A 19,527-nucleotide genomic window follows, 5' to 3' on the forward strand; every position below is an offset into this window, starting at 1 on the left:
CCCCCCCCGGTCGCGACCTTGGCCAGGCCACGCAAGACCGCGGCACAGGACTCCCGTTCATGACATCTAGAGGGAGAACATCGAGCCCGGGTTGAAGAGGTTCCCCGGGTCCAGCGCCTGCTTGATCTGGCGATGCACGCGCAGGCCGACCTCGCCGATCTCCTTGGCGAGCCACTCGCGTTTGATCCTGCCGATGCCGTGCTCACCGGTGACCGTCCCGCCCAGCGACAGGCTGACGTCGAGAATCGCGTCGAAGGCCTTCTGCGCGCGGGCGAACTCTTCCTCGGAGTCCGGCGCGTAGACGATCGTCGGGTGCATGTTGCCGTCGCCGGCGTGGCCGACCACGGCGATCCGCAGCCCCACCTCTTCGCTGATCCGCTCGCAGCCGGCGATGAGTTCGGCGATCCGGGTGCGCGGCACGCAGACGTCGTCGGTCAGCCAGACACCGTACATCTCCAGCGCGGTGAGCACGACCCGCCGCACCTGCAGCAGCATCTTGCCCTCTTCGAGATCGTCGGTGGCGTAGGCGAGATCCGCGCCGCAGTCGACGCAGATCTGTTCCAGCACCGCGAGTTCCCGCCGCGCGACCTCGCCGCCGGAGTCGGATTGCGCGAGCAGCAGGGCCTTGCAATCCGATCCGGCGCCGACGTCGGTCTTGAGGTAGGTCTCGGCGGCCTTGATGGACGTCGCGTCCATGATCTCCAGCAGCGACGGCACCAGTCCTTCGCGCACGACCCGCGCGACGGCTTCCCCGGCGGCCTCCGTGCTGCTGAAGCCCGCGACGAACGTGGAAGGCAACTGCGGCAACGGTTTCAGCGCCACGGTCGCCTGCGTGATCACGCCGAGCGTGCCCTCGCTGCCCACGAAGAGCCGCGCGAGGTCGTAGCCCGCGACGCCCTTCACCGTGCGGCGCCCGGTCTTCAGGATCGACCCGTCGGCGAGCACGACTTCCAAGCCCAGTACGGAATCCGTGGTGACGCCGTACTTCACGCAGCACAGTCCACCGGCGTTCGTGGACAGGTTGCCGCCGATGGTGCACCAGTCGTAACTGGACGGGTCCGGCGGATAGAACAGGCCGTGCTTCTCCACCGCGTTGCGGAAATCGAGGTTCACCACACCGGGCTGCACGACGGCGAGCCGGTTGCCCGCGTCGATCTCGACGACCTTGTCGAGTTTGGTCAGCACCAGCATCACGCAGCCGTCGATCGCGTTCGCGGCGCCGGACAGGCCACTGCCGGCGCCGCGGGGCACGATCGGCACCTCGAACTCCGCGCAGGCCCTGACCACGGCCTGCACCCCCTCCACATCGGACGGCAGCACCACCGCGAGCGGCTTGCCCGCCGAGGCGAGCGGCATCATGTCGCGCGAGTACGCGGCCGTGACGTCGGAGTCGGTGAGCACCGCGGCCTTGCCGAGATGTTCACGAAGGTGGGTGACCAAGGCGTCGTTGCTCATGACCCCATCGTAGGCTCATGAGATCCGCACTACGGAATCTTTCTTCCGATTGAGCAGAACGAAGGCCTGAACACCCGTATAGACGAGCACAGCGACGCCCGCCCATGCGGTGACGTGCATGCCCTGGGTGAAAGCCTCGCGCGCCGACGTCAGGAGCGCCTGACCCTGAGCGGGATCGAGCTGCTGCGCGGTGGCGACAGCGCCGCCCAGCGTGTCCCGCGCGGACTCGGCCGTGCCCTCCGGCAGGCCGGCGCGATAGACCGCGGTCGCGACACTGCCCAGGATCGCCGTGCCGAGCGCGCCGCCCAGCTCGAACCCGGTTTCGGAGATCGCCGAGGCGGCTCCGGCCCGCTCGGCCGGAGCGGCCGAGACGACCAGGTCGTTCGTCAGCGTCTCAGACAGGGCGACACCGCCCCCTAGCAGCGTGAACGACACCACAACGTATGCGAGCCCGCCGCCTGCCGAGACCTGCGTCAACGCGAGGAAACCGACCGCGGCGACGAGGAGACCGCCACTGACCAGCACGGAGACCCGGATCCGCTTCGCGAGCCAGGCCGCGAGAAGCGCGCCCGCCACCCCGGCGACCGTCGCCGGGAGCATCCACAGCGCGGCGACGACCGGAGTCAGGCCGAGCACCAGCTGCAGGTACTGCGGGACCAGGAACAGCAGGCCGACCATGGCGAAGACGCCGAGCATGTTCGTCACGACGGACGCGCTGAAGGCCCGGTTCGAGAACAGCTTCAGGTCGAGCATCGGCTCGTCGAGGTGGTTCTGCCTGCGGACGAACACGACGCCGAGCGCGAGACCGAGCAGGATGCTGACCGCGGCCTTCAGGCCGAAGCCGTCTTCGGCGATCAGCTTGATGCCGTAGACCACCGGCAGCATCGCGGCCAGCGAGAGCAACGCCGACAACGGGTCGAAGCGGCCCGGCTTCGGGTCACGCGCCTCCGGCAGCACGAACGGTCCGACGACCAGCAGCACCAGCATCACCGGGACGTTGATGAGGAACACCGAACCCCACCAGAAGTGCTCCAGCAGCCAGCCGCCGAGCACCGGCCCGACCGCCATCCCGCCGGAGAACCCGGCGCTCCAGACCCCGATCGCGATCCGGCGCTGTTTGGGGTCGAGGAAGATGCTGCGGATCAGCGACAACGTCGACGGCATCAGCGTCGCACCGCCGACACCGAGCAGCGCCCTGGCGATGATCAGCATGAACGCGCTGGTCGAGAAGGCCGCGAGCACCGACGCGGCACCGAACGCCGCCGCGCCCATGAGCAGCAGTTTGCGGCGCCCGATGCGGTCGCCGAGCGTGCCCATCAGGACCAGAAGGCCCGCGAGCATGAACGAGTAGATGTCGACGATCCACAACTGCTCCGCACCGGTGGGCGCCAGATCCTCGGACAGGAACGGCAGCGCGAACCCGAGCACCGTCATGTCCACGCTGATCAGCAGCACCGGAAGCACCAGTACCGCCAACGCCCACCACTGCTTGCGCCCCGCCATGGCGCACTCTCCTCTGTGAGATAAACCGTCTGGACGGTACAGTTACCGCCCCGCTCGAAAGTAAACCGTCCGGACGGTATAGTCAACTGATATGGCGAAGCCCACCGCGAAGGAACGCGTCCTCGATTCGTACGAGGAGATCCTCATCGAGCAAGGCCCCGGCGGGGTCACACTCGAAGCCGTCGCCGCGCGCGCGGGGGTGTCGAAGGGCGGCCTGCTCTACCACTTCGGCTCCAAGGAAGCCCTGGTCGACGGCCTACTGGAGCGGCTGTCGCGGCTCTCGGACGAGGACCTCGAGCAGGCGCGGACGGCTCCCGAAGGCGTCGTTTCGTGGTACCTGCGCACCGCCATCACCGACGCGACCCAGCGCAAGCCGCTGCACCGCACGACCATGGCGACGATCCGGATCATGCTCAACGAACCCCGCGTCTTCGAGGTCGTCCAGATCTACAACCAGAAGGTCCACGACCTGATCAGCGCGCACGTCGGCGACTCGCTGACCGCCGAACTGGTCATCCTGGTGGGCGACGGGCTCTACCTGCGGTCGGCACTCGGCCGGGACGACGCGAGCCCCCTGCTCGACCGGATCGACGAGATCAAGGCGCGCATCCAGCCCTGACCCCCATTTCGCGTTTAGCCCGCTAAACGCGCCTGGAGGCCGTAGACGCGCTCGATCGGGATGGTCAGCAGGACACGCTGGTCGGCGACCATGGCGTCCCGGAACTCGTCCCAGTCCGGATGCTCGCCGCGAGCCCGGCGGTAGTGATCCACCAGGGCATCGACGGTGGCGTCGTCCCGGGCGGCGGCCGTCGGCGTCAGGACGGCCGGACCCTCGACGACGACGTAGCCGTCGCCGCTCTCCGTCGACACGTGGAAGGTCGCCCGCGGATCGCGCCGGAGATTCTTGGTCTTCGCGCGCGGCGCGGTGATCGAGATCAGGATCGCGCCGGCGTCCTCGTCGTAGAGATAGTTGACGGTCGACAGCTGGGGCCTACCGTCGCGCTTGATGGTGGCGAGGGTGCCGAAGTTGCGGTCGGCGAGGATCGCGTAGAGCGCGGAGTCGGTCATGACTTCCTCAAAGCGCGGGCCGCCCAGCTTGTTCCCCGGCGGCCAAAACACCAGCTCAGCGCCCCAAGGCGGGCGAATCGGACAAACATGCACGAATAAATGTGCTTGCATGCGGCAACTAAAGTGTTGTCCGACACACAAGGTCACTTTCTCCTTGCGAAGCACTCTTGAGAGGAACATCCTTGCTCTAGGCAACTAGTTGCAGTGACCAAGCAACCGGCGAGAGAGACCACCATGGCACCCACGACACCCGGCACCAGGTCGAAGTCCGACCTCGATCTGGCCGACACCCTCGGGCACGAGCTCGTGCGGCTCGTGCGCCTGGTCAACCGGGCGAAGTCCCAGGTGTCCAAGCAGGGGCCGGACGGCATCGAGCGGGCCGCGTACGCGATCCTCTTCTGCCTCATCCACGTCGGCCCTCAGCGGACCAGCAAGCTCGCCGAGTTCCTGCACTCCGAGATCTCGACCATCAGCAGGCAGTCGAGTTCTCTCGTCCAGCACGGGCTGGTCGAGCGCCTGGCCGATCCCGAGGACGGCCGCGCCTGCCTGCTCGCACCGACCGCCGAAGGACTCCGGGTCTTCGAGGAGAACCGCAAGCAGCGGAACCAGTGGCTCGCCGAGGTACTCGGCGATTGGTCCGACGCCGACCGGGAAACCCTCAACTCGCTGTTCCACCGGCTGAACGACGACATCGAGAAAACATCTCCACAGTTCGCCGACCCCGCGTCGGCGTCGAAGGCCAAGGGGGCCTGAAGCAATGAGTACCACCGTAGAAAGTCCGCCAGCCATCCAAGAAGATGGTCCCCGGCTCAGCCACCGTCAGATCGTCACGATCCTGATCGGCCTGATGTCGGGCATGTTCCTGGCGGCACTCGACCAGACGATCGTGGGTACCTCGATCGTCCGTATCGCGAATGACCTCAACGGGTTCGACCTGCAGGCCTGGATCACCACGGCCTACCTGATCACCTCGACGATCGTCACGCCGATCTACGGCAAGCTGTCCGACATCTACGGGCGCAAGCCGTTCTACATCGCCGCGATCTCGATCTTCCTGATCGGCTCGATCGCCTCGGCGTTCGCGACGTCGATGTACGAACTGGCCGCGTTCCGCGCGATCCAGGGCCTCGGTGCCGGTGGCCTGATGTCACTGGCGATGACGATCATGGGCGACATCGTGCCGCCGCGGGAACGCGCCCGCTACCAGGGCTACTTCCTCGCCGTGTTCGGTATCTCCACCGTGCTCGGCCCGGTGCTCGGCGGGTTCTTCGCCGACTTCGACACGCTCGGCACCGTCTTCGGCTACCAGATCGACGGCTGGCGCTGGGTCTTCCTGATCAACGTGCCGATCGCGATCGTCGCGCTGTTCGTCGTGGCCCGCGTGCTCAACGTTCCGCACCAGCGCCACGACCACAAGATCGACTGGTGGGGCGGGCTCGCGCTCGTCGTCGCCGTGGTGCCGTTCCTGATCGTCGCCGAGCAGGGCAACAAGTGGGGCTGGGGCTCGCAGAACGCGATCATCTGCTACATCATCGGCGCCATCGGCGTGGTGGCGTTCATCTTCATCGAGAAGCTGATGAAGGACGCGGCACTGATCCCGCTGCGGCTGTTCAAGAACTCGACCTTCACGGTCGCGATCATCGGCGGCATCATCGTCGGTGTCGCGATGTTCGGCGCGATCATGATGATCCCGCAGTACATGCAGGTGGTTCAGGAGTTCTCGCCGACCGAATCGGGTCTGCTGATGATCCCGCTGATGGCGGGCATCATGAGCGGTTCGATCATCTCGGGCCAGATCACCAGCAAGACCGGCCGCTACAAGGTGTTCCCGGTGGTCGGCACGCTGCTGATCGCGGCGGGCGCGTTCTTCTTCGCGCAGGTCGAGTACAACAGCGACCTGTGGCACCCGCTGGTCGCGGCCGCGATCATCGGTCTCGGCCTCGGTGCCTGCATGCAGACGCTGATCATCGCGGTGCAGAACGCGGGCCCGCGCAGCGACATGGGCGTCTCGACCGCGTCGGCGACGTTCTTCCGGCAGATCGGTGGTACCGCGGGTGTCGCGGTGTTCCTGACGATCCTGTTCAACGTCCTGCCGGGCAACATCACCAAGGCGTTCGGCGGCAACCCGCCGAGCGGACCCGGCGCCGCGGCGCTGGGCGACCTGCAGTCGAACACGAGCGGTATCGCGAACCTGCCCGAGGCCATCAAGACCCCGGTGCTGATCGGCTTCACCGAGTCGATCACCACGGTGTTCTACGTGGCGGGCGCGGTCGCGCTGCTGGCGACGCTGGTGCTGCTGTTCATGAAGGAGATCCCGCTGCTCGGCGGCTCGGCTCCTTCGGCGGCTTCGGCTCTCGAAGGCGGCGAAGCACTCCTCGAAGAGGAAGAAGCGCCTGCCGAAACGGCTTCCGAGAAGACGGTCGTGACCGCGCCCGTCGAACCCGGCAAGCACGCGCTGACCAACGGGAACGGCAACGGGGTGTTCCGGGCGGGATCCGCGCAGATCAGCGGGCACGTCCGCCGGGACGACGCGACGAACGTCGCGGGTGCGGCGCTGACCCTGATCGACCACAACGGCAACCAGGTCGCCAGGACGCACACGAACGAGAACGGCGTCTACTCCTTCGCCGGCATCGTGGGCGGGCGGTACACGATCGTCGCCAGCGGCCGCTGGTTCCGGCCGGTCGCGGCGACGCTGACCGCCACCGGCGCCGGCGTGCTGCGCCACGACGTCGAGCTGGTCAGCACGATCCTGCTGAGCGGGGTCGCCAGGACCGACGGGGACCGGGTGGTGCCGGACGCACGGATCACCGTGCTCGATTCCTCGGGCGGCGTCGCCGCCGTGGCGAGGACCGACGCGGAGGGCAACTACACGGTCAGCGACCTGCCCGCCGGGACGTACACGGTGATCGCGAGCGGTTACCCGCCCGCCACCAGCCGGGTGGAGCTGCTGGGTGGTGACCAGGCGGAACACGACGTCCGGCTGAGCTACGACCAGGCGCTGGACGAGCTGGTCGACCACTCCTGAGGGCTGAGATGAAAGGTCCTTTCCTTGCGAATTTCGCAAGGAAAGGACCTTTCATGGCATTCAGGGGAGGCGTGACCGGGACTTTCGGACATCCCGATTCAACGGTTCGGCCGCGTGAGGTTCGCCGAGTACACGTAGGCTCGCGTCGTGAGTGAGGTGTACACCGAGGCCGCGGGCATCGGCGTGAGCTGGCTCGACACCGCCGGGCCGGTGCTCGTCTGGGTGATCGTGCTGAGCTTCATCTTCGTGGAGTGCGCGCTGATCATCGGGCTGTTCCTGCCCGGTGACTCCCTGCTGTTCGCGGCCGGGGTCGTCCTCGCACAGCACGGCTCCGACCTGAACGCGTGGCTGCTCTCGGCCGCCGCACTGCTCGTCGCGATCCTCGGCAACCAGGTGGGGTATTACATCGGCCGGTCGACGGGCTCGAAACTGATCGCGCGGCGCGGCGGCAAGGTGCTGAACCGGCACAATCTCGACCGGGCGAGGGCGTTCCTGGATCGCAAGGGTTTCTTCGCCATCGTCGCCGCGCGCTGGATCCCGTGGATCCGCACGCTGGCGCCCCTCATCGCGGGGACCGCGCGGATGGATCCGCGCCGGTTCGCCCTCGCGACGGCGCTGGGCGGGCTGCTCTGGGTGCCGACGCTGGTGCTGCTCGGCTACTACGGCGCCGGCCTGCTGGACGAACTGCCGTGGGTGAAGACTGTCGCGCTCTGGGTCAGCATCGCGTTCTTCGTGGTCGGTACGGCCTACGGCGTGATCCGCTACCGCCAGGAGATGCGGCGCCCCGCCGAAGAGACCGAAGAGAGCACAACCTAGGCCTCGGGGTCAGCCCAGATCTCCAGCTGGATCCCGTCGGGGTCGCGGAACACGATGACCGAGGAACCCTCCAGGGTCCGCGAACCCTTCGACGGCGTGTAGACGACGCCGTATTCCGAAAGGCGCGCTTCCCACTCGGCCAACTCCGAACGCGAAGAGACTTTGAAGGCCACGTGGTCCAGACCGGTCCGCCGTTCGTCGAACCGCGGCCGCTCGGTGCCCTGGTGTTCGACCAGCACCACCGCGAACCCCTCGCTCGGCGAGCGCAGCACGACCTTCCGCAGACCCGTTTCCGGGTCCTCGCGACGCGTGAACTCCTCGAGTTCGAGCACGCGGGCGTACCAGGGCACGCTCCGGTCCACGTCGGTCACGGTGAGTGCCAGGTGGTGCACAGACATGAGCTTGGACATCGGGGATGACCGTCCTGATCAAGAAGCTGGGGGCGCCACCAGGGTGACACAGGCGCCTGGGGCGCCGAGGTGATCCGCCGACTTCCCACATGAATCGTGATATCCGCCGGGAAACAGTGTTAAAAAGTGGCTGAACCGCACGCGGACCCGATATCGCCTCGTGACCGCTCCGTGGCCCCGGGTGTCAACGCCCTCCGCTGACGGTCAGCACCGTCCCGGTGGTGTACGACGCGGCCGGGGAAAGCAGCCACAGCACGGCTTCCGCGACTTCGCCGGGTTCACCGGCCCGGCCCATCGGAATGGTCGGGGCGATCCGGTCCATCCGGTCGGGCATCCCCGCCGCGGCGTGCAATCCAGTGTGGATCATGCCGGGGGCGACCGCGTTGATCCGGACGGATTCCTTCGCGACCTCTTGCGCCGCGCCGTAAGTCATCGTCTCCACGGCGGCTTTCGTTCCCGCGTAATGGACCCATTCGCCGGGCGATCCGGTGCGCACGGCGGTGGAGGACACCGTGACGATCGCGCCGCCCGCGCCGCCGTACCGGGTGGACATCCGGCGGATGCCCTCGCGGACGCACAGGAAGACGCCCGTGACGTTCACATCGACCACCCGGCGGACGACGTCCACGTCGTACTCGTCGAGACGGCCGGGTGTGTTGCCGGTGATGGCCGCGTTCGCGACCACCCCGGCGAGCGGGCCGAGCGCGACGGCCGCGTCGAACAGGGCCACCACGTCGTCTTCGGACGCGACGTCCCCGCGCCGGGTGATCGCCCGGACGCCGTGCTTCCGGACGCGCGAAGCGACGTCTTCGGCCGCTTCGGTATCGCCCGCGTAGTTGACGACGACGTCGTAACCGCGCGCGGCGGCCAGTTCGCAGACCGCCGCGCCGATGCCCTTGCTGCCGCCCGTGACGACGAGAACCCCGGTCATATGGCGAAGTTGACCAGGGGAAGGTTCTCGAGGACCAGATCGGCCCGGTCTCTGGTGGACGCGATCAGATCGGCGTTGCGCTGGTCGGAACCGAGCGCGCGGCGGCGGGCTTCGACCAGCGAGCGGCCGTAACGGCGGTGCCGTGACACGAGCCGCTCGATGCGCTCGGGTTCGTCCGGCGCGAGGAACCACGACTCGGCGAGGATCGGCTTCACGCCGCTCCACGGATCGTCCTGCATGAGCAGGTAGTTGCCCTCGGTGATGACCAGCGGGACGTCCGGGGTGACCGCGACGGCGCCGGCGATCGGTTCCTCGATCTCACGGCGGAACTCGGGCGCGTAGACCGTCTCGCGGCCTTCGGCGAGCCTGCGCAGCAGGTGCACGTACCCGGCGGCGTCGAAGGTGTCCGGCGCGCCTTTGCGCTCCATGCGGCCGAGCCGCTGCAGCTCCACCTGCGCCAGGTGGAAGCCGTCCATCCCGACCACGGCCGCCCTCGTGCCCAGCGCCTTCGCCAGTCCCCAGGCCAGCGTCGTCTTACCGGACGCGGGCGCGCCGATGATCCCGAGCACGCTGCGCTGTCCCGGCTTCGCCAGCGTCTGAGCCCTGCTCAACAGGTCCTCGAACACCGATGGCGTGGCTGTCATGGCAGTCCTTCTCCCCTCTTCGCGACCGCGGCCGTCCATGACCTCGGTCCTTCATGCCGCACCCGTTCGGCGGCCACCTCGTTGGCGAACGCGATCCAAGCCGGGACATCCCCTTCGTCCCTGGCGACCGCGTACGCGAAAGCTCCGTGCCAGACGTCGCCCGCGCCCAGAGTGTCACGCGCACGGGTGACAGGGACGGGGACGGCACCGGATTTTTCCGGCGTCGACCAGCGCACCGGCTCCGGCCCCGCCGTCGTGATGACCACCGGTACGCCGTGTGCGCGGGGATCGTCCCCGCGGTACAGCGACGAGCACGCGGCGATGTCGACCAGCGGAAGGAGTTCGCCGAAGACCGGCTTCCAGCTTCCGGCGTCGAGCACCACCGGCACCCCGCGCTCCCGTGCCCAGCGCGCCATGGGCAGGGCGACCTCCGGATGGTGCCCGTCCAGGAGGACGCACCCCGGCATTTCGTCCTCTGAATGCGGTAGTTGCGCGTGCAAGGACCGCATCGAGAGGACGAAACGCGAGGAAGCGTGGGCGTTGCGCGAGACGACGGTGCGTTCCCCGTCGGATTCGCGGACGACGATGGCGCTGATCGCGGGCGGATCGGGCCGTTCGGGATCGAGGTCGACCAGGTCGACGCCGTGCGCTTCGAGGTCGGCGCGGGCGAGTGCCGCCAGCGGATGCGCACCGGCGACCGTCAGGAGCGTCGCGTGAGCGCCGAGCGCGGCCACGGTCACCGCCGCGTTCGTCGCCGGCCCCCCGGCGGCGACGTCCATCGACAGCGAACGCACCTTCTCGCCCGGCGCCGGGAAATCGGCGACGCGCTGAACCTGGTCGACGGTGCACAAGCCCGCCAGCAGCACTCTCACTCGCTACAACCCCGTGTGCACGGCCGAAGCGACCTCTTCGACTTCGCCGTTCTCGCCGAGCTTCAGCGCCCCCGTGAGCAGGCCGACGACCTGGTTCATCGTGTGCGTCTTCGGCGAGACGACCGCGACGCGCTTGCCGAGGCGGTGCACGTGGATACGGTCGGCGATGTCGAACACATGCGGCATGTTGTGGCTGATCAGCACCACCGGCAGGCCGCGTTCGCGGATCCGGTTGATCAGGTCGAGCACCTTGCCGGATTCGGCGACGCCGAGCGCGGCGGTGGGCTCGTCCATGATCACCGCCTTGGTGCCGAACGCGGCCGCCCGCGCGACGGCGACACCCTGGCGCTGCCCACCGGACAACGTCTCCACCGGCTGGGCGATGGACTTGATGTTGATCCCGAGTTCGTCCAGGATCCGCTGCGCCTCGTTCCGCATCGCGGTCCGGTCCAGTTTCCGGAACACCTTCCCGAAGATGTCCTGACGCCGTTTCTCCCGGCCGAGGAACATGTTCGACGCGATGTCGAGCGCGGGTGCGACGGCGAGATCCTGGTACACCGTCTCGATTCCGTAGTGGCGAGCGTCCAAAGGGGACTTGAAGTGGACGGTCTCACCGTCCACTTTGATCTCTCCGGCGTCCGGGATCACCGCGCCCGAAAGGGCTTTGATGAGACTAGACTTCCCGGCGCCGTTGTCGCCGACGACGGCGAGCACCTCGCCTGGGAACAGTTCGAAGTCGGCACCGTCGATGGCGGTGACCCGGCCGTAGCGTTTGACCAGTCCCTTTGCGGACAACGTCGGCGTCGTCATGACTGCTGCCTCCTCGCGAAACGGTCGACGCAGACGGCGCCGATGAGCAGGGCACCGGTGGCGACGTCCTGGTAGAGCGCGTCCACGCCCAGCTGGGTCAGCCCGGACCGCAGTACCGCGACGACCAGCGCGCCCATCATCGTGCCGAGTACCGAACCCCGGCCGCCGAACAGGCTCGCGCCGCCGAGCACCACCGCGGTGATGGAATCGAGGTTGCCGAGCTGGAAGGCGTTCGGGTCGGCGTTCGGCACCCGGCCGAGCGCCTGCCAGGCGGCGATCCCGACGATCACCCCGGCGACGATGTACACCGAGAGAATGGTGCGGTTGACCTTGATCCCGGACAGCCGCGCGGATTCCGGCGCGTTGCCGACCGCGTACACGTGCTTGCCCCACGGCGTCCGCGTGAGCGCGTACCAAAGTCCCAGGTACATCAGCAAAGCCAGCGTCATGCCGTACGTGATCGGAATGCCGCCGAACAGGTACCGGCGGGTGCCGAGCCATTTGAGCAGTTCGTCGGCGACCGGGACGGCCTGGCCGCTCGCGAACAGTTTCGCGGCCGCGGTGAGCACCGTCAGCAGGCCGAGGGTGACGATGAACGGCGGCAGCTTGATCCGGGTGACCAGCGAACCGGTGACCATCCCGATCGCCACCGTCGCCACGATTCCCAGCAGCAGCGCCCAGATCCCGGAGACTCCGCCGACCACGAGCTTCGCCATGATCAGTGTCGCCAGCACCATCGCGGCAGCGTTGGCCAGGTCGATACCCGCGGTCAAGATGATCAGTGTCTGCCCGAGCGCGAGCGTGCCGACCACCAGGGACTGTTGCACCACAAGGGAAAGGTTGTCGAGATCGAGGAAGGTGTCCGTCGACAGCGAGAACACCACGATCGCGACGAGCAGGGCCAGCGCGGGCCCGACGGCGGGCGCGCGCAGGAAGAACTCACCGAGGGAAGGTCGTTCGCTGCCCTTGAGGGTCGCCGTCGTCATTTCGTCCCCCAGCAGTTCTCGAGGCCCCATTTGGTGTCCTGGCTTTCCACACCGGGGATCGGCTTGTCCGTGATCACCGCGGATCCGGTGTTGACGAATCCGCTCGGCTTCTTGCCGGTCTTGGCGTAATCGATGGCGGCGAGGACGCCCTGTTCGGCCATCTTCTTGGGGAACTGCATGACCGTGGCGGCGTACTGGCCGTCGCGCACGTTCTTGACGCCTTCGCAGCCGCCGTCGATCGAGCCCATCACGATCTGGTTCACCAGGCCACGGGCCTGGAGCGCGGCGTAGGTGCCGCGGCCCATCGGCTCGTTCATGGTGTAGACGGCGTTGATGTCGGTGGTGCGCTGCAGCAGGTTCTCCACACCCTGCTGGGCGAGGCTCTGGTCGCCGTTCGCGGGCGTCTTGCCCTTGATCTCCGGCGAGGCGTCGGTCAGGCCGATGCCCTTGAGGAACCCGGTGTGCCGCTGAGTGTCCACTGTGGATCCGGCGGTGCCGTCCACCATGAACAGCTTCGGCGGCTTGCCCGCGAGCGCGGCCTTGACGTACGCGCCCTGCTGCCGTCCGGCCTCGAAGTTGTCCGTGGCGAAGGTCGCGTCGACGGCGGTGTCCGGCTCCGTCGCGGTGTCGAGCGCGATGACCAGCACCCCCGCCTTGCGGGCGCGGTCGATGGCGTCGAGGACACCGGTCGACGAACTCGGCGTGATCAGGATGGTGTTCGCACCCTGCTGCATGAGGTTCTCGATGGCCCGGACCTGGCCGTCGTTGTCACCGTCGAACTGACCGGCGAGGGCGCTGAACTCCGCGCCGTTCGCGTCGGCGGCGGCCTTGGCGGCCGCTCTCAGCTCGACGAAGTAGGGATTGGTGTCGGTCTTGGTGACCAGGCCGACCTTGGCCTTGCCGCCTCCGCCGGTTTTCGACCCGCCACCCCAGTGGCGTTCGACCGTGCAGCCGGCCGTGGTCGCCGTGAGCACGGCGGCCAGTGCCAACGCGACGAGACTGCGCTGTCTCATGGGGGATGCCCTCCGATTCAAGGCTGTCCTGATGGACGGGAAGGTAGACAGGGTTATGCTCAGTCGCAAGCGTTTGCGCAAACGCTTGCAGCAGACCTGACCGAGGATTGGTAATGCCGTCGTCACGCTCCTCCCGTCCCACCCAACGCGACATCGCCGAACTGGCGGGCGTCTCCATCACGACCGTTTCGCATGTGGTCAACGGGACGAGGGCGGTCGCCGAGGAGACCAAGGCCGCGGTCCTCCGCGCGATCGAGCAGACCGGCTACACCGGTGACGCCATCGCGCGCTCCCTGGTCACCGGTGGGACACGGTCGATCGGCGTCGCGATCTCCCTCTTGGCGAATCCGTACTTCGCGGTGCTCATCCAGGCGATCGAACGCGAAGCCGCGGCGGCCGGGTACACAGTCCTACTGGCCGACACGCACGACACCGTCGACACCGAGCGTGAAACGGTACGGACGCTGCGTTCCCGAAGGGTCGACGGACTGCTGATCACGCCCTCGCCCGGCGACGGCTCGGTGATCGGCGAACTCGTCTCGCTCGACGTCCCGACCGTGCTCATCGACCGGCTCTCCACGCGCACCGACGTCGACCAGGTCGGCGCGGAGAACATCCAATCGACGTCGGCGCTGACCGCGCATCTGGCGTCGCTCGGGCACCAGCGGATCGGCATGATCAGCGGCGCGGCCGGGCTGAGCACCAGCGAGGAGCGGATCCTCGGCTACCGGCTGGGGCTCGGCCGGTCGGGACTGACCTGGACGGAGGAGCTGGTCGCCTGCGGGCAGTCGTCACGCTCGGGCGGGGCACTGGCGCTGAGCACGCTGCTCGCACTGCCGGAGCCGCCGACGGCGCTGGTGGTCGGCAACGACAGCATGATGGTCGGGGTGCTGCACGAGCTGCGCCGCCGAGGCCTGCGGGCCGGGATCGACCTGCCCGTCGTGGTCTACGACGACGTCGAGTGGGCCGATCTGGTGGAGCCGCCGCTGACCACGATGGCGCAGCCGATCGAGGAGATCGGCACCCAGGCGGTGCGGCTGCTGCTCGCCAGGATCAACGAGCCGTCGCGCAAGGCCCAGACGATCCGGATTCCGCCTACGCTCCGCCATCGAGCTTCCTGCGGATGCGCGCACGTTCACTCACATTGATGATTGTTGGAAGACTTTCCGGTCTTGCGGCCGAACAGGGCACCGTCAGCCGTTACCTTCATTCAAGCTCGGATGAAGGCGTGGATCGATGACCGCATTGTCCCCGGCGTTACCCCTGTGGGAGGACACTCCAGTCACCCACCGGTTCGGGGTGGCCATGGCGATGCACGCGAACCCCTATTCGGGTGAACTCATCCGCGCCATCCGCCGCGCCGCACGCCGTCACGGCTGCGAGATCACCCTCGCCGACACCGGTGACAGCGTCGCCAACGAAGCCGCGGTCATCCGCGCGCTGCGCGCCGACCGCGTCGACGGCGTCCTGCTCGTCCCGGCGGCGGGCGACGACGCGGTGATCAACGGACTGGTCCGGATGGGCGTACCGACCGTGCTCGTCGACCGGATGGCCGGACGCAACGACGTCGACCAGGTCGGCTCCGAGAACATCCAGGCGGTCTGCGCGCTCGTGCGGCATCTCGCCGGGCTGAGGCACCGCAAGATCGGCTTCATCTCGGGCGAAGAGGGTATGACCACCTACGAGGAGCGGGCGCTGGGCTACCGGCTCGGCCTCGGCCGCTCCGGCATCCGGTGGACGTCGCAGCTGGTCGCGTGCGGGCAGTCGACCCCGGGCGGGGCGGCCGCCGCGACCGCGAAACTGCTCGACAGCTGGCCGTCGCCGACAGCGCTGGTGGTGGCGAGCGAGGCGATGATGATCGGCGTCCAGTACGAGGCGCACCGGCTCGGCATCCGGATCGGGCGCGACCTCGCGATCGTCGGCTACGGCGACATGGAGTGGGCCGGGCAGGTGACCCCGGCGGTGACCACGATGGCGCAGCCGATCGAAGAGATCGGGCGCAAGGCCGTCGAACTCCTGCTGGCCCGGATCACCGACCCTGAGCGACGGCCCGAATCCGTACGGCTCGCACCGCGCTTCATACACCGCCAGTCCTGCGGCTGCTGAGTCACAACTCGCTGGTGAGAAGCCCGCCGCCGGGTGATGATGGCGGAATGACCGAGCTGTGGACCGTGCACACCGCCGACCTCGACGCCGCCGTGCTGGAAGCGGCGCGCGCCCTGCTCGACGACGCCTTCGACGGTGATTTCAGCGACGACGACTGGGAGAACGCCCTCGGCGGCATGCATACGCTGATCTGGGAGGGCGGCGAGCTGATCGGGCACGCGTCACTGGTCCAGCGACGGCTCGTGCACGAGGGCCGGGCGCTCCGGACGGGGTACGTCGAGGCGGTCGCCGTCCGCTCCGATCATCGGCGGCGCGGTCATGGCGCCGCGATGATGGACGCGCTGGAGCGGGTCGTGCGCAAGGCGTACGACCTCGGTGCGCTTTCGGCGTCCGAAGACGCCCTGGAGTTCTACGCGTCGCGCGGCTGGCTGCTGTGGCGCGGCCCTTCGTCGGCCATGACGCCTTCGGGCGTGGAGCCGACGAAGGAGGACGACGGGTCGATCCATGTGCTGCCGGTGGGGGTCACCTTGGATCTGGACGGGGAGATCACCGCGGATTGGCGCTCGGGCGACGTCTGGTGACGTCGCGTTTAGCGGGCTAAACGCGACGTCGGGGGTCTGGGGCCCACGCATTCAGAGGGCTAAATGCGGTGGTCGAGGGTGGCGGCGGCCTCGAGGAGCATCCAGGCGCTGATCTGGACGGACAGGTCGCGCTCGGGAGCGTCGGGGGCGAGGGGCAGCGAAGGCGCCGGAGTCGCCCAGTCGGCGCTGAAGAGCGGCCCGTGCGGCGTCGCGGTGGCTCCGGTCCAGCAGGCTTCGGCCGACCGGAGGACCAGATCGCGCGCCACTCCGCTCGGCAGCTGCGGCGCCGCGAGCGCCAGGTACCGCGCCAGGATCCCGGCGAACAGGCCACCGTCGCCGCCTTCCTGTCCCCGGATCACCCCGTTCGGCGCGACATGCTCCGCGACCGCGTGGATCGTCCGCTCCACTCTGTCCATTTCGGACAGTTCCAGGCAGGCACCGAGGTAGACTCCTTGGCAGTACGTGAAAATATGCTTGACCATCTCCCCGGAGTCGACGCGCAGACCGTCCCACACCAGCCCGGTCGCCGGATCGACGAGCCGCTCGGTCATCCAGTCGGTCAGGCCGCGCGCGTGCTGCGTCGCCCCTTCGCGGGCATGGAAGATCGCGGCGGGGCCGTTCGCGGGCGCGTTCTTGAACTGGTCGCCGACGCGCCACCAGATCCCGCCGCCCGCGTCGTCGGTCCAGCCTTCACGCAGCCGCGAACTGATCGCTTCCAGCCCGCCACGGACGTCCAGGCCGAGGTGGCCGACGCGTTGCAGCGCGAGGCCGAGCCAGGCGATGTCGTCGTAGTAGTCGTTGATCCACTTGCCGAAGTTGCGCAGCCGCAGGGAGGCCACGAACCGGTCGATCAGCTTCAGTCGATCCGGTGAAGGATCCCGCAGTTGCGCGTCGACGAGGGTGTCCAGCAGATGCGCCTGCCACCAGTAGTTCCAATGCCAGTGGACGCGCTGATCGGCCGAGGGCGGCCAGCCGCTGCGGCCGAGCACGGTCCCCGGCAGTCCCCACACCCGGCGCAGATGCCGGTCGCGGATCGCGCGCTCGGCGGTCGCGGCCCGTTCGGCGAGAGGTCTGTCCGCACTCATCGCGCCATCATCCCTTGCCCGCTGACATACCGCTCAGTATGTTGAGGTGATCCCCGAACCCGCGAGGTGCCTCATGACCACGGCGCATGTGACCTGCCCCCTCTGCGAAGCCACCTGCGGCCTGGAGGTGACTTTCGACGAGAAGAGCCTGGTCACCCGGGTCCAGGGCGACCGCGAGGACGTCTTCTCGCAGGGATACATCTGCCCGAAGGGCGCCTCGCTCGGCGCGCTGCACCACGACCCGGACAGGCTCACCGCGCCGCTGGTCAAACGCGACGGCGAGTTCGTCGAGGTCACCTGGGACGAGGCCTTCGCCGAGATCGACAGGCGGCTGCGGCCGATCATCGACCGGCACGGCAAGAACGCCGTCGCGGTCTACTCCGGCAATCCGACGGTGCACAACGCGGCACTCGTCCTCTACGGCCGCGTGTTCTTCAAAGCCTTGGGCACCAGGAACTTCTACACCGCGACCACGGTCGACCAGATGCCGAAGCACTTCTCGTCCGGCTACCTGTTCGGCGATCCGCAGGCCATTCCCGTCGCCGACCTCGACCGCACCGGGCATCTGCTCATCCTCGGGGCGAACCCGTTGGTGTCCAACGGAAGCCTGATGACCGCGGCCGACGTCCGCGGCAGGCTGCGGGGCATCCGGAAACGCGGCGGAAAGGTCGTCGTCCTCGATCCGCGCCGCACCCGGACGGCCCAGCTCGCCGACGAACATCACGCGATCCGGCCCGGCACCGACGCGTTGTTCCTGTTCGCGCTGGTCAACGTCCTGTTCGCGGAGAACCGGGTCGACCTCGGACGGCTCGCAGAGCATGTCACCGGCGTCGACGAGGTCCGCGCGCTCGCGGAGCCGTTCACCCCGGAGGCGGTCGCGCCGGCGACCGGCCTCGACGCGGCCGAGATCCGCCGGATCGCGCTCGACCTCGCGGACGCCGAACGGGCCGCGGTCTACGGCCGGATGGGGACCACGACCCAGTCGTACGGCACCGTCGCGAGCTGGCTGGTCGACGTCGTCAACACGCTCACCGGCAATCTCGACCGCGAGGGCGGCGTGCTGTTCCCCCTGCCCGCCCTCTGGCGGCCGCGGCGGTCGTCGCCGTTCACCAGCGGCCGGTGGACGAGCCGGGTGCGCGGGTACCCCGAAGTGCTCGGCGAGCTGCCGGTGGCCACGCTCGCGGACGAGATCGATACGCCCGGTGAGGGGCAGGTCCGCGCGCTGGTGACGATCAGCGGCAATCCGGCGCTGAGCACGCCCAACTCCGCGCGGCTCAGCGAAGCGCTGGGGCAACTGGACTTCATGGTCTCCCTCGATGTGTACCTCAACGAGACCACCCGGCACGCCGACGTCATCCTGCCCGGACCGTCACCGCTGGAGCGGCCGCACTACGACGTCGCGCTGTACGCGCTCGCCGTGCGCAACGTCGCGAACTGGACGCCGCGGACGCTCGAGACGGAGATGCCGCAGGAGTGGGTGACCCTGCTGCGGATGGCCGGGATCGCCGCCGGTCAGGGCCCGGACGTCGACGTCGCCGCGTTCGACACGATGGTCGCGGCCGAGACCGCCCGCCGCACCGGCGTCGACCTCGCGCTCGCGGAGGGCCGCACGGGCCCGGCGCGGATGATCGACCTGATGCTGCGCGGCGGGCCGTACGGGCTGAAGCTGGCCGACCTCGAAGCCGCCCCGCACGGCATCGACCTCGGCGCGCTGAAGCCGCGGCTGCCCGACGTGCTCGCCACCGCGAGCGGGAAGGTCGAGCTGGCCCCGGACGCGATCACGAAGGACGTCCCGCGGCTGCGCGCGGAGCTGGACAAGACGCCGGACGGCGGGTTGCTGCTGATCGGGCGGCGGCATCTGAGTTCGAACAACTCGTGGATGCACAACCTGACGCCGCTGGTACGCGGCGGGAACCGGTGCACGGTCCAGGTTCACCCGGAAGACGCCTCGCGGCTCGGGCTGACCGACGGCGGGCTCGCGTCGGTGACTTCGCGAGCGGGGAAGCTCGAAGCGCCGGTGGAGGTCACGGCCGACGTCCGGCCCGGGGTGGTGAGCATGCCGCACGGCTGGGGGCACGACCTCGACGGGACGCGCACGAAGGTCGCCACGGCGCACGCCGGCGTCAACTCGAACCTGGTCGCCGACGAGACCCTGCTCGACGTCCCGTCCGGCAACGCCGTCCTGAACGGGATCCCGGTGGACGTCGCCCCGGTTTAGC

At 68.6% G+C, this 19,527-nt stretch carries 19 protein-coding genes; 8 read left to right on the forward strand and 11 right to left on the reverse strand.

The genetic code is table 11. The features are described 5' to 3' along the window. Nucleotides 1-66 precede the first annotated feature (66 nt). Nucleotides 67-1,455 (reverse strand): FAD-binding oxidoreductase, encoded by a 1,389-nt coding sequence (locus L324_RS13970; RefSeq protein WP_037307167.1) that lies wholly within the window; start codon nucleotides 1,453-1,455, stop codon nucleotides 67-69. A 15-nt stretch (nucleotides 1,456-1,470) separates the two neighbouring features. After that, complete coding sequence (locus L324_RS13975) at nucleotides 1,471-2,958, reverse strand: MFS transporter (RefSeq protein WP_037307168.1); 1,488 nt, start codon at nucleotides 2,956-2,958, stop codon at nucleotides 1,471-1,473. A gap of 91 nt (nucleotides 2,959-3,049) precedes the next feature. On the opposite strand from L324_RS13975, the gene L324_RS13980 reads away from it, so the two are divergent. Continuing rightward, on the forward strand, nucleotides 3,050-3,577 hold the full coding sequence (locus L324_RS13980; protein ID WP_037307170.1) for a TetR/AcrR family transcriptional regulator: 528 nt from the start codon (nucleotides 3,050-3,052) through the stop codon (nucleotides 3,575-3,577). A gap of 14 nt (nucleotides 3,578-3,591) precedes the next feature. On the opposite strand, the gene L324_RS13985 is transcribed toward L324_RS13980, so the two are convergent. Beyond that, nucleotides 3,592-4,026: a PPOX class F420-dependent oxidoreductase gene (locus tag L324_RS13985; RefSeq protein ID WP_037307173.1), complete on the reverse strand. Its 435-nt coding sequence runs from the start codon at nucleotides 4,024-4,026 to the stop codon at nucleotides 3,592-3,594. Nucleotides 4,027-4,260: 234 nt separating this feature from the next. On the opposite strand from L324_RS13985, the gene L324_RS13990 reads away from it, so the two are divergent. From L324_RS13990 to L324_RS14000, 3 genes are all read left to right on the forward strand, one after another. Next, on the forward strand, nucleotides 4,261-4,779 hold the full coding sequence (locus L324_RS13990) for a MarR family winged helix-turn-helix transcriptional regulator (protein WP_037307546.1): 519 nt from the start codon (nucleotides 4,261-4,263) through the stop codon (nucleotides 4,777-4,779). A 4-nt stretch (nucleotides 4,780-4,783) separates the two neighbouring features. After that, a complete protein-coding gene (locus tag L324_RS13995) occupies nucleotides 4,784-7,054 on the forward strand; it encodes an MFS transporter (RefSeq protein WP_037307175.1) in 2,271 nt (756 codons plus the stop codon). Nucleotides 7,055-7,201: 147 nt separating this feature from the next. Continuing rightward, a complete protein-coding gene (locus L324_RS14000; RefSeq protein ID WP_037307177.1) occupies nucleotides 7,202-7,870 on the forward strand; it encodes a DedA family protein in 669 nt (222 codons plus the stop codon). Here L324_RS14000 and L324_RS14005 read toward each other — a convergent pair. The 7 genes from L324_RS14005 to L324_RS14035 all read right to left on the reverse strand — a co-directional run bounded on the left by L324_RS14005 (nucleotide 7,867) and on the right by L324_RS14035 (nucleotide 13,536). Then, nucleotides 7,867-8,280: a VOC family protein gene (locus L324_RS14005; protein ID WP_037307179.1), complete on the reverse strand. Its 414-nt coding sequence runs from the start codon at nucleotides 8,278-8,280 to the stop codon at nucleotides 7,867-7,869. The genes L324_RS14000 and L324_RS14005 overlap by 4 nt on opposite strands. A 184-nt stretch (nucleotides 8,281-8,464) precedes the next feature. Next, entirely contained in the window at nucleotides 8,465-9,211 is a 747-nt protein-coding gene (locus tag L324_RS14010) for an SDR family oxidoreductase (protein ID WP_037307181.1), read from the reverse strand. Continuing rightward, entirely contained in the window at nucleotides 9,208-9,855 is a 648-nt protein-coding gene (locus L324_RS14015; RefSeq protein ID WP_037307183.1) for a nucleoside/nucleotide kinase family protein, read from the reverse strand. Before L324_RS14015 ends, L324_RS14010 begins: the two co-directional genes overlap by 4 nt. Beyond that, the gene (locus L324_RS14020; protein ID WP_081736337.1) at nucleotides 9,852-10,721 is read right to left on the reverse strand and encodes a PfkB family carbohydrate kinase; all 870 of its coding nucleotides are present in this window, start codon (nucleotides 10,719-10,721) and stop codon (nucleotides 9,852-9,854) included. Before L324_RS14020 ends, L324_RS14015 begins: the two co-directional genes overlap by 4 nt. Nucleotides 10,722-10,730: 9 nt before the next feature. After that, on the reverse strand, nucleotides 10,731-11,537 hold the full coding sequence (locus tag L324_RS14025; protein ID WP_037307187.1) for an ATP-binding cassette domain-containing protein: 807 nt from the start codon (nucleotides 11,535-11,537) through the stop codon (nucleotides 10,731-10,733). Next, entirely contained in the window at nucleotides 11,534-12,523 is a 990-nt protein-coding gene (locus L324_RS14030; RefSeq protein ID WP_037307189.1) for an ABC transporter permease, read from the reverse strand. Before L324_RS14030 ends, L324_RS14025 begins: the two co-directional genes overlap by 4 nt. Then, complete coding sequence (locus L324_RS14035; protein WP_037307191.1) at nucleotides 12,520-13,536, reverse strand: substrate-binding domain-containing protein; 1,017 nt, start codon at nucleotides 13,534-13,536, stop codon at nucleotides 12,520-12,522. The genes L324_RS14030 and L324_RS14035 overlap by 4 nt, the downstream gene beginning before the upstream one ends. Nucleotides 13,537-13,649: 113 nt before the next feature. Between L324_RS14035 and L324_RS14040 the strand changes: the two genes are divergently transcribed. The 3 genes from L324_RS14040 to L324_RS14050 all read left to right on the forward strand — a co-directional run bounded on the left by L324_RS14040 (nucleotide 13,650) and on the right by L324_RS14050 (nucleotide 16,223). Next, entirely contained in the window at nucleotides 13,650-14,684 is a 1,035-nt protein-coding gene (locus tag L324_RS14040; RefSeq protein WP_037307193.1) for a LacI family DNA-binding transcriptional regulator, read from the forward strand. Nucleotides 14,685-14,772: 88 nt separating this feature from the next. Beyond that, a complete protein-coding gene (locus L324_RS14045) occupies nucleotides 14,773-15,642 on the forward strand; it encodes a LacI family DNA-binding transcriptional regulator (protein WP_037307195.1) in 870 nt (289 codons plus the stop codon). Nucleotides 15,643-15,689: 47 nt separating this feature from the next. After that, entirely contained in the window at nucleotides 15,690-16,223 is a 534-nt protein-coding gene (locus L324_RS14050) for a GNAT family N-acetyltransferase (RefSeq protein ID WP_037307197.1), read from the forward strand. 59 nt (nucleotides 16,224-16,282) lie between these two features. On the opposite strand, the gene L324_RS14055 is transcribed toward L324_RS14050, so the two are convergent. Then, nucleotides 16,283-17,308: a glycoside hydrolase family 76 protein gene (locus L324_RS14055; protein ID WP_037307199.1), complete on the reverse strand. Its 1,026-nt coding sequence runs from the start codon at nucleotides 17,306-17,308 to the stop codon at nucleotides 16,283-16,285. A gap of 73 nt (nucleotides 17,309-17,381) precedes the next feature. Here L324_RS14055 and L324_RS14060 point away from each other — a divergent pair, with 73 nt between their 5' ends. After that, on the forward strand, nucleotides 17,382-19,526 hold the full coding sequence (locus L324_RS14060) for a molybdopterin-dependent oxidoreductase (RefSeq protein ID WP_037307201.1): 2,145 nt from the start codon (nucleotides 17,382-17,384) through the stop codon (nucleotides 19,524-19,526). The last annotated feature ends 1 nt before the right edge of the window (nucleotide 19,527 follow it).

Origin of the sequence: Amycolatopsis orientalis DSM 40040 = KCTC 9412 (assembly GCF_000478275.1) — a bacterium.
GTDB lineage: Bacteria > Actinomycetota > Actinomycetes > Mycobacteriales > Pseudonocardiaceae > Amycolatopsis > Amycolatopsis orientalis.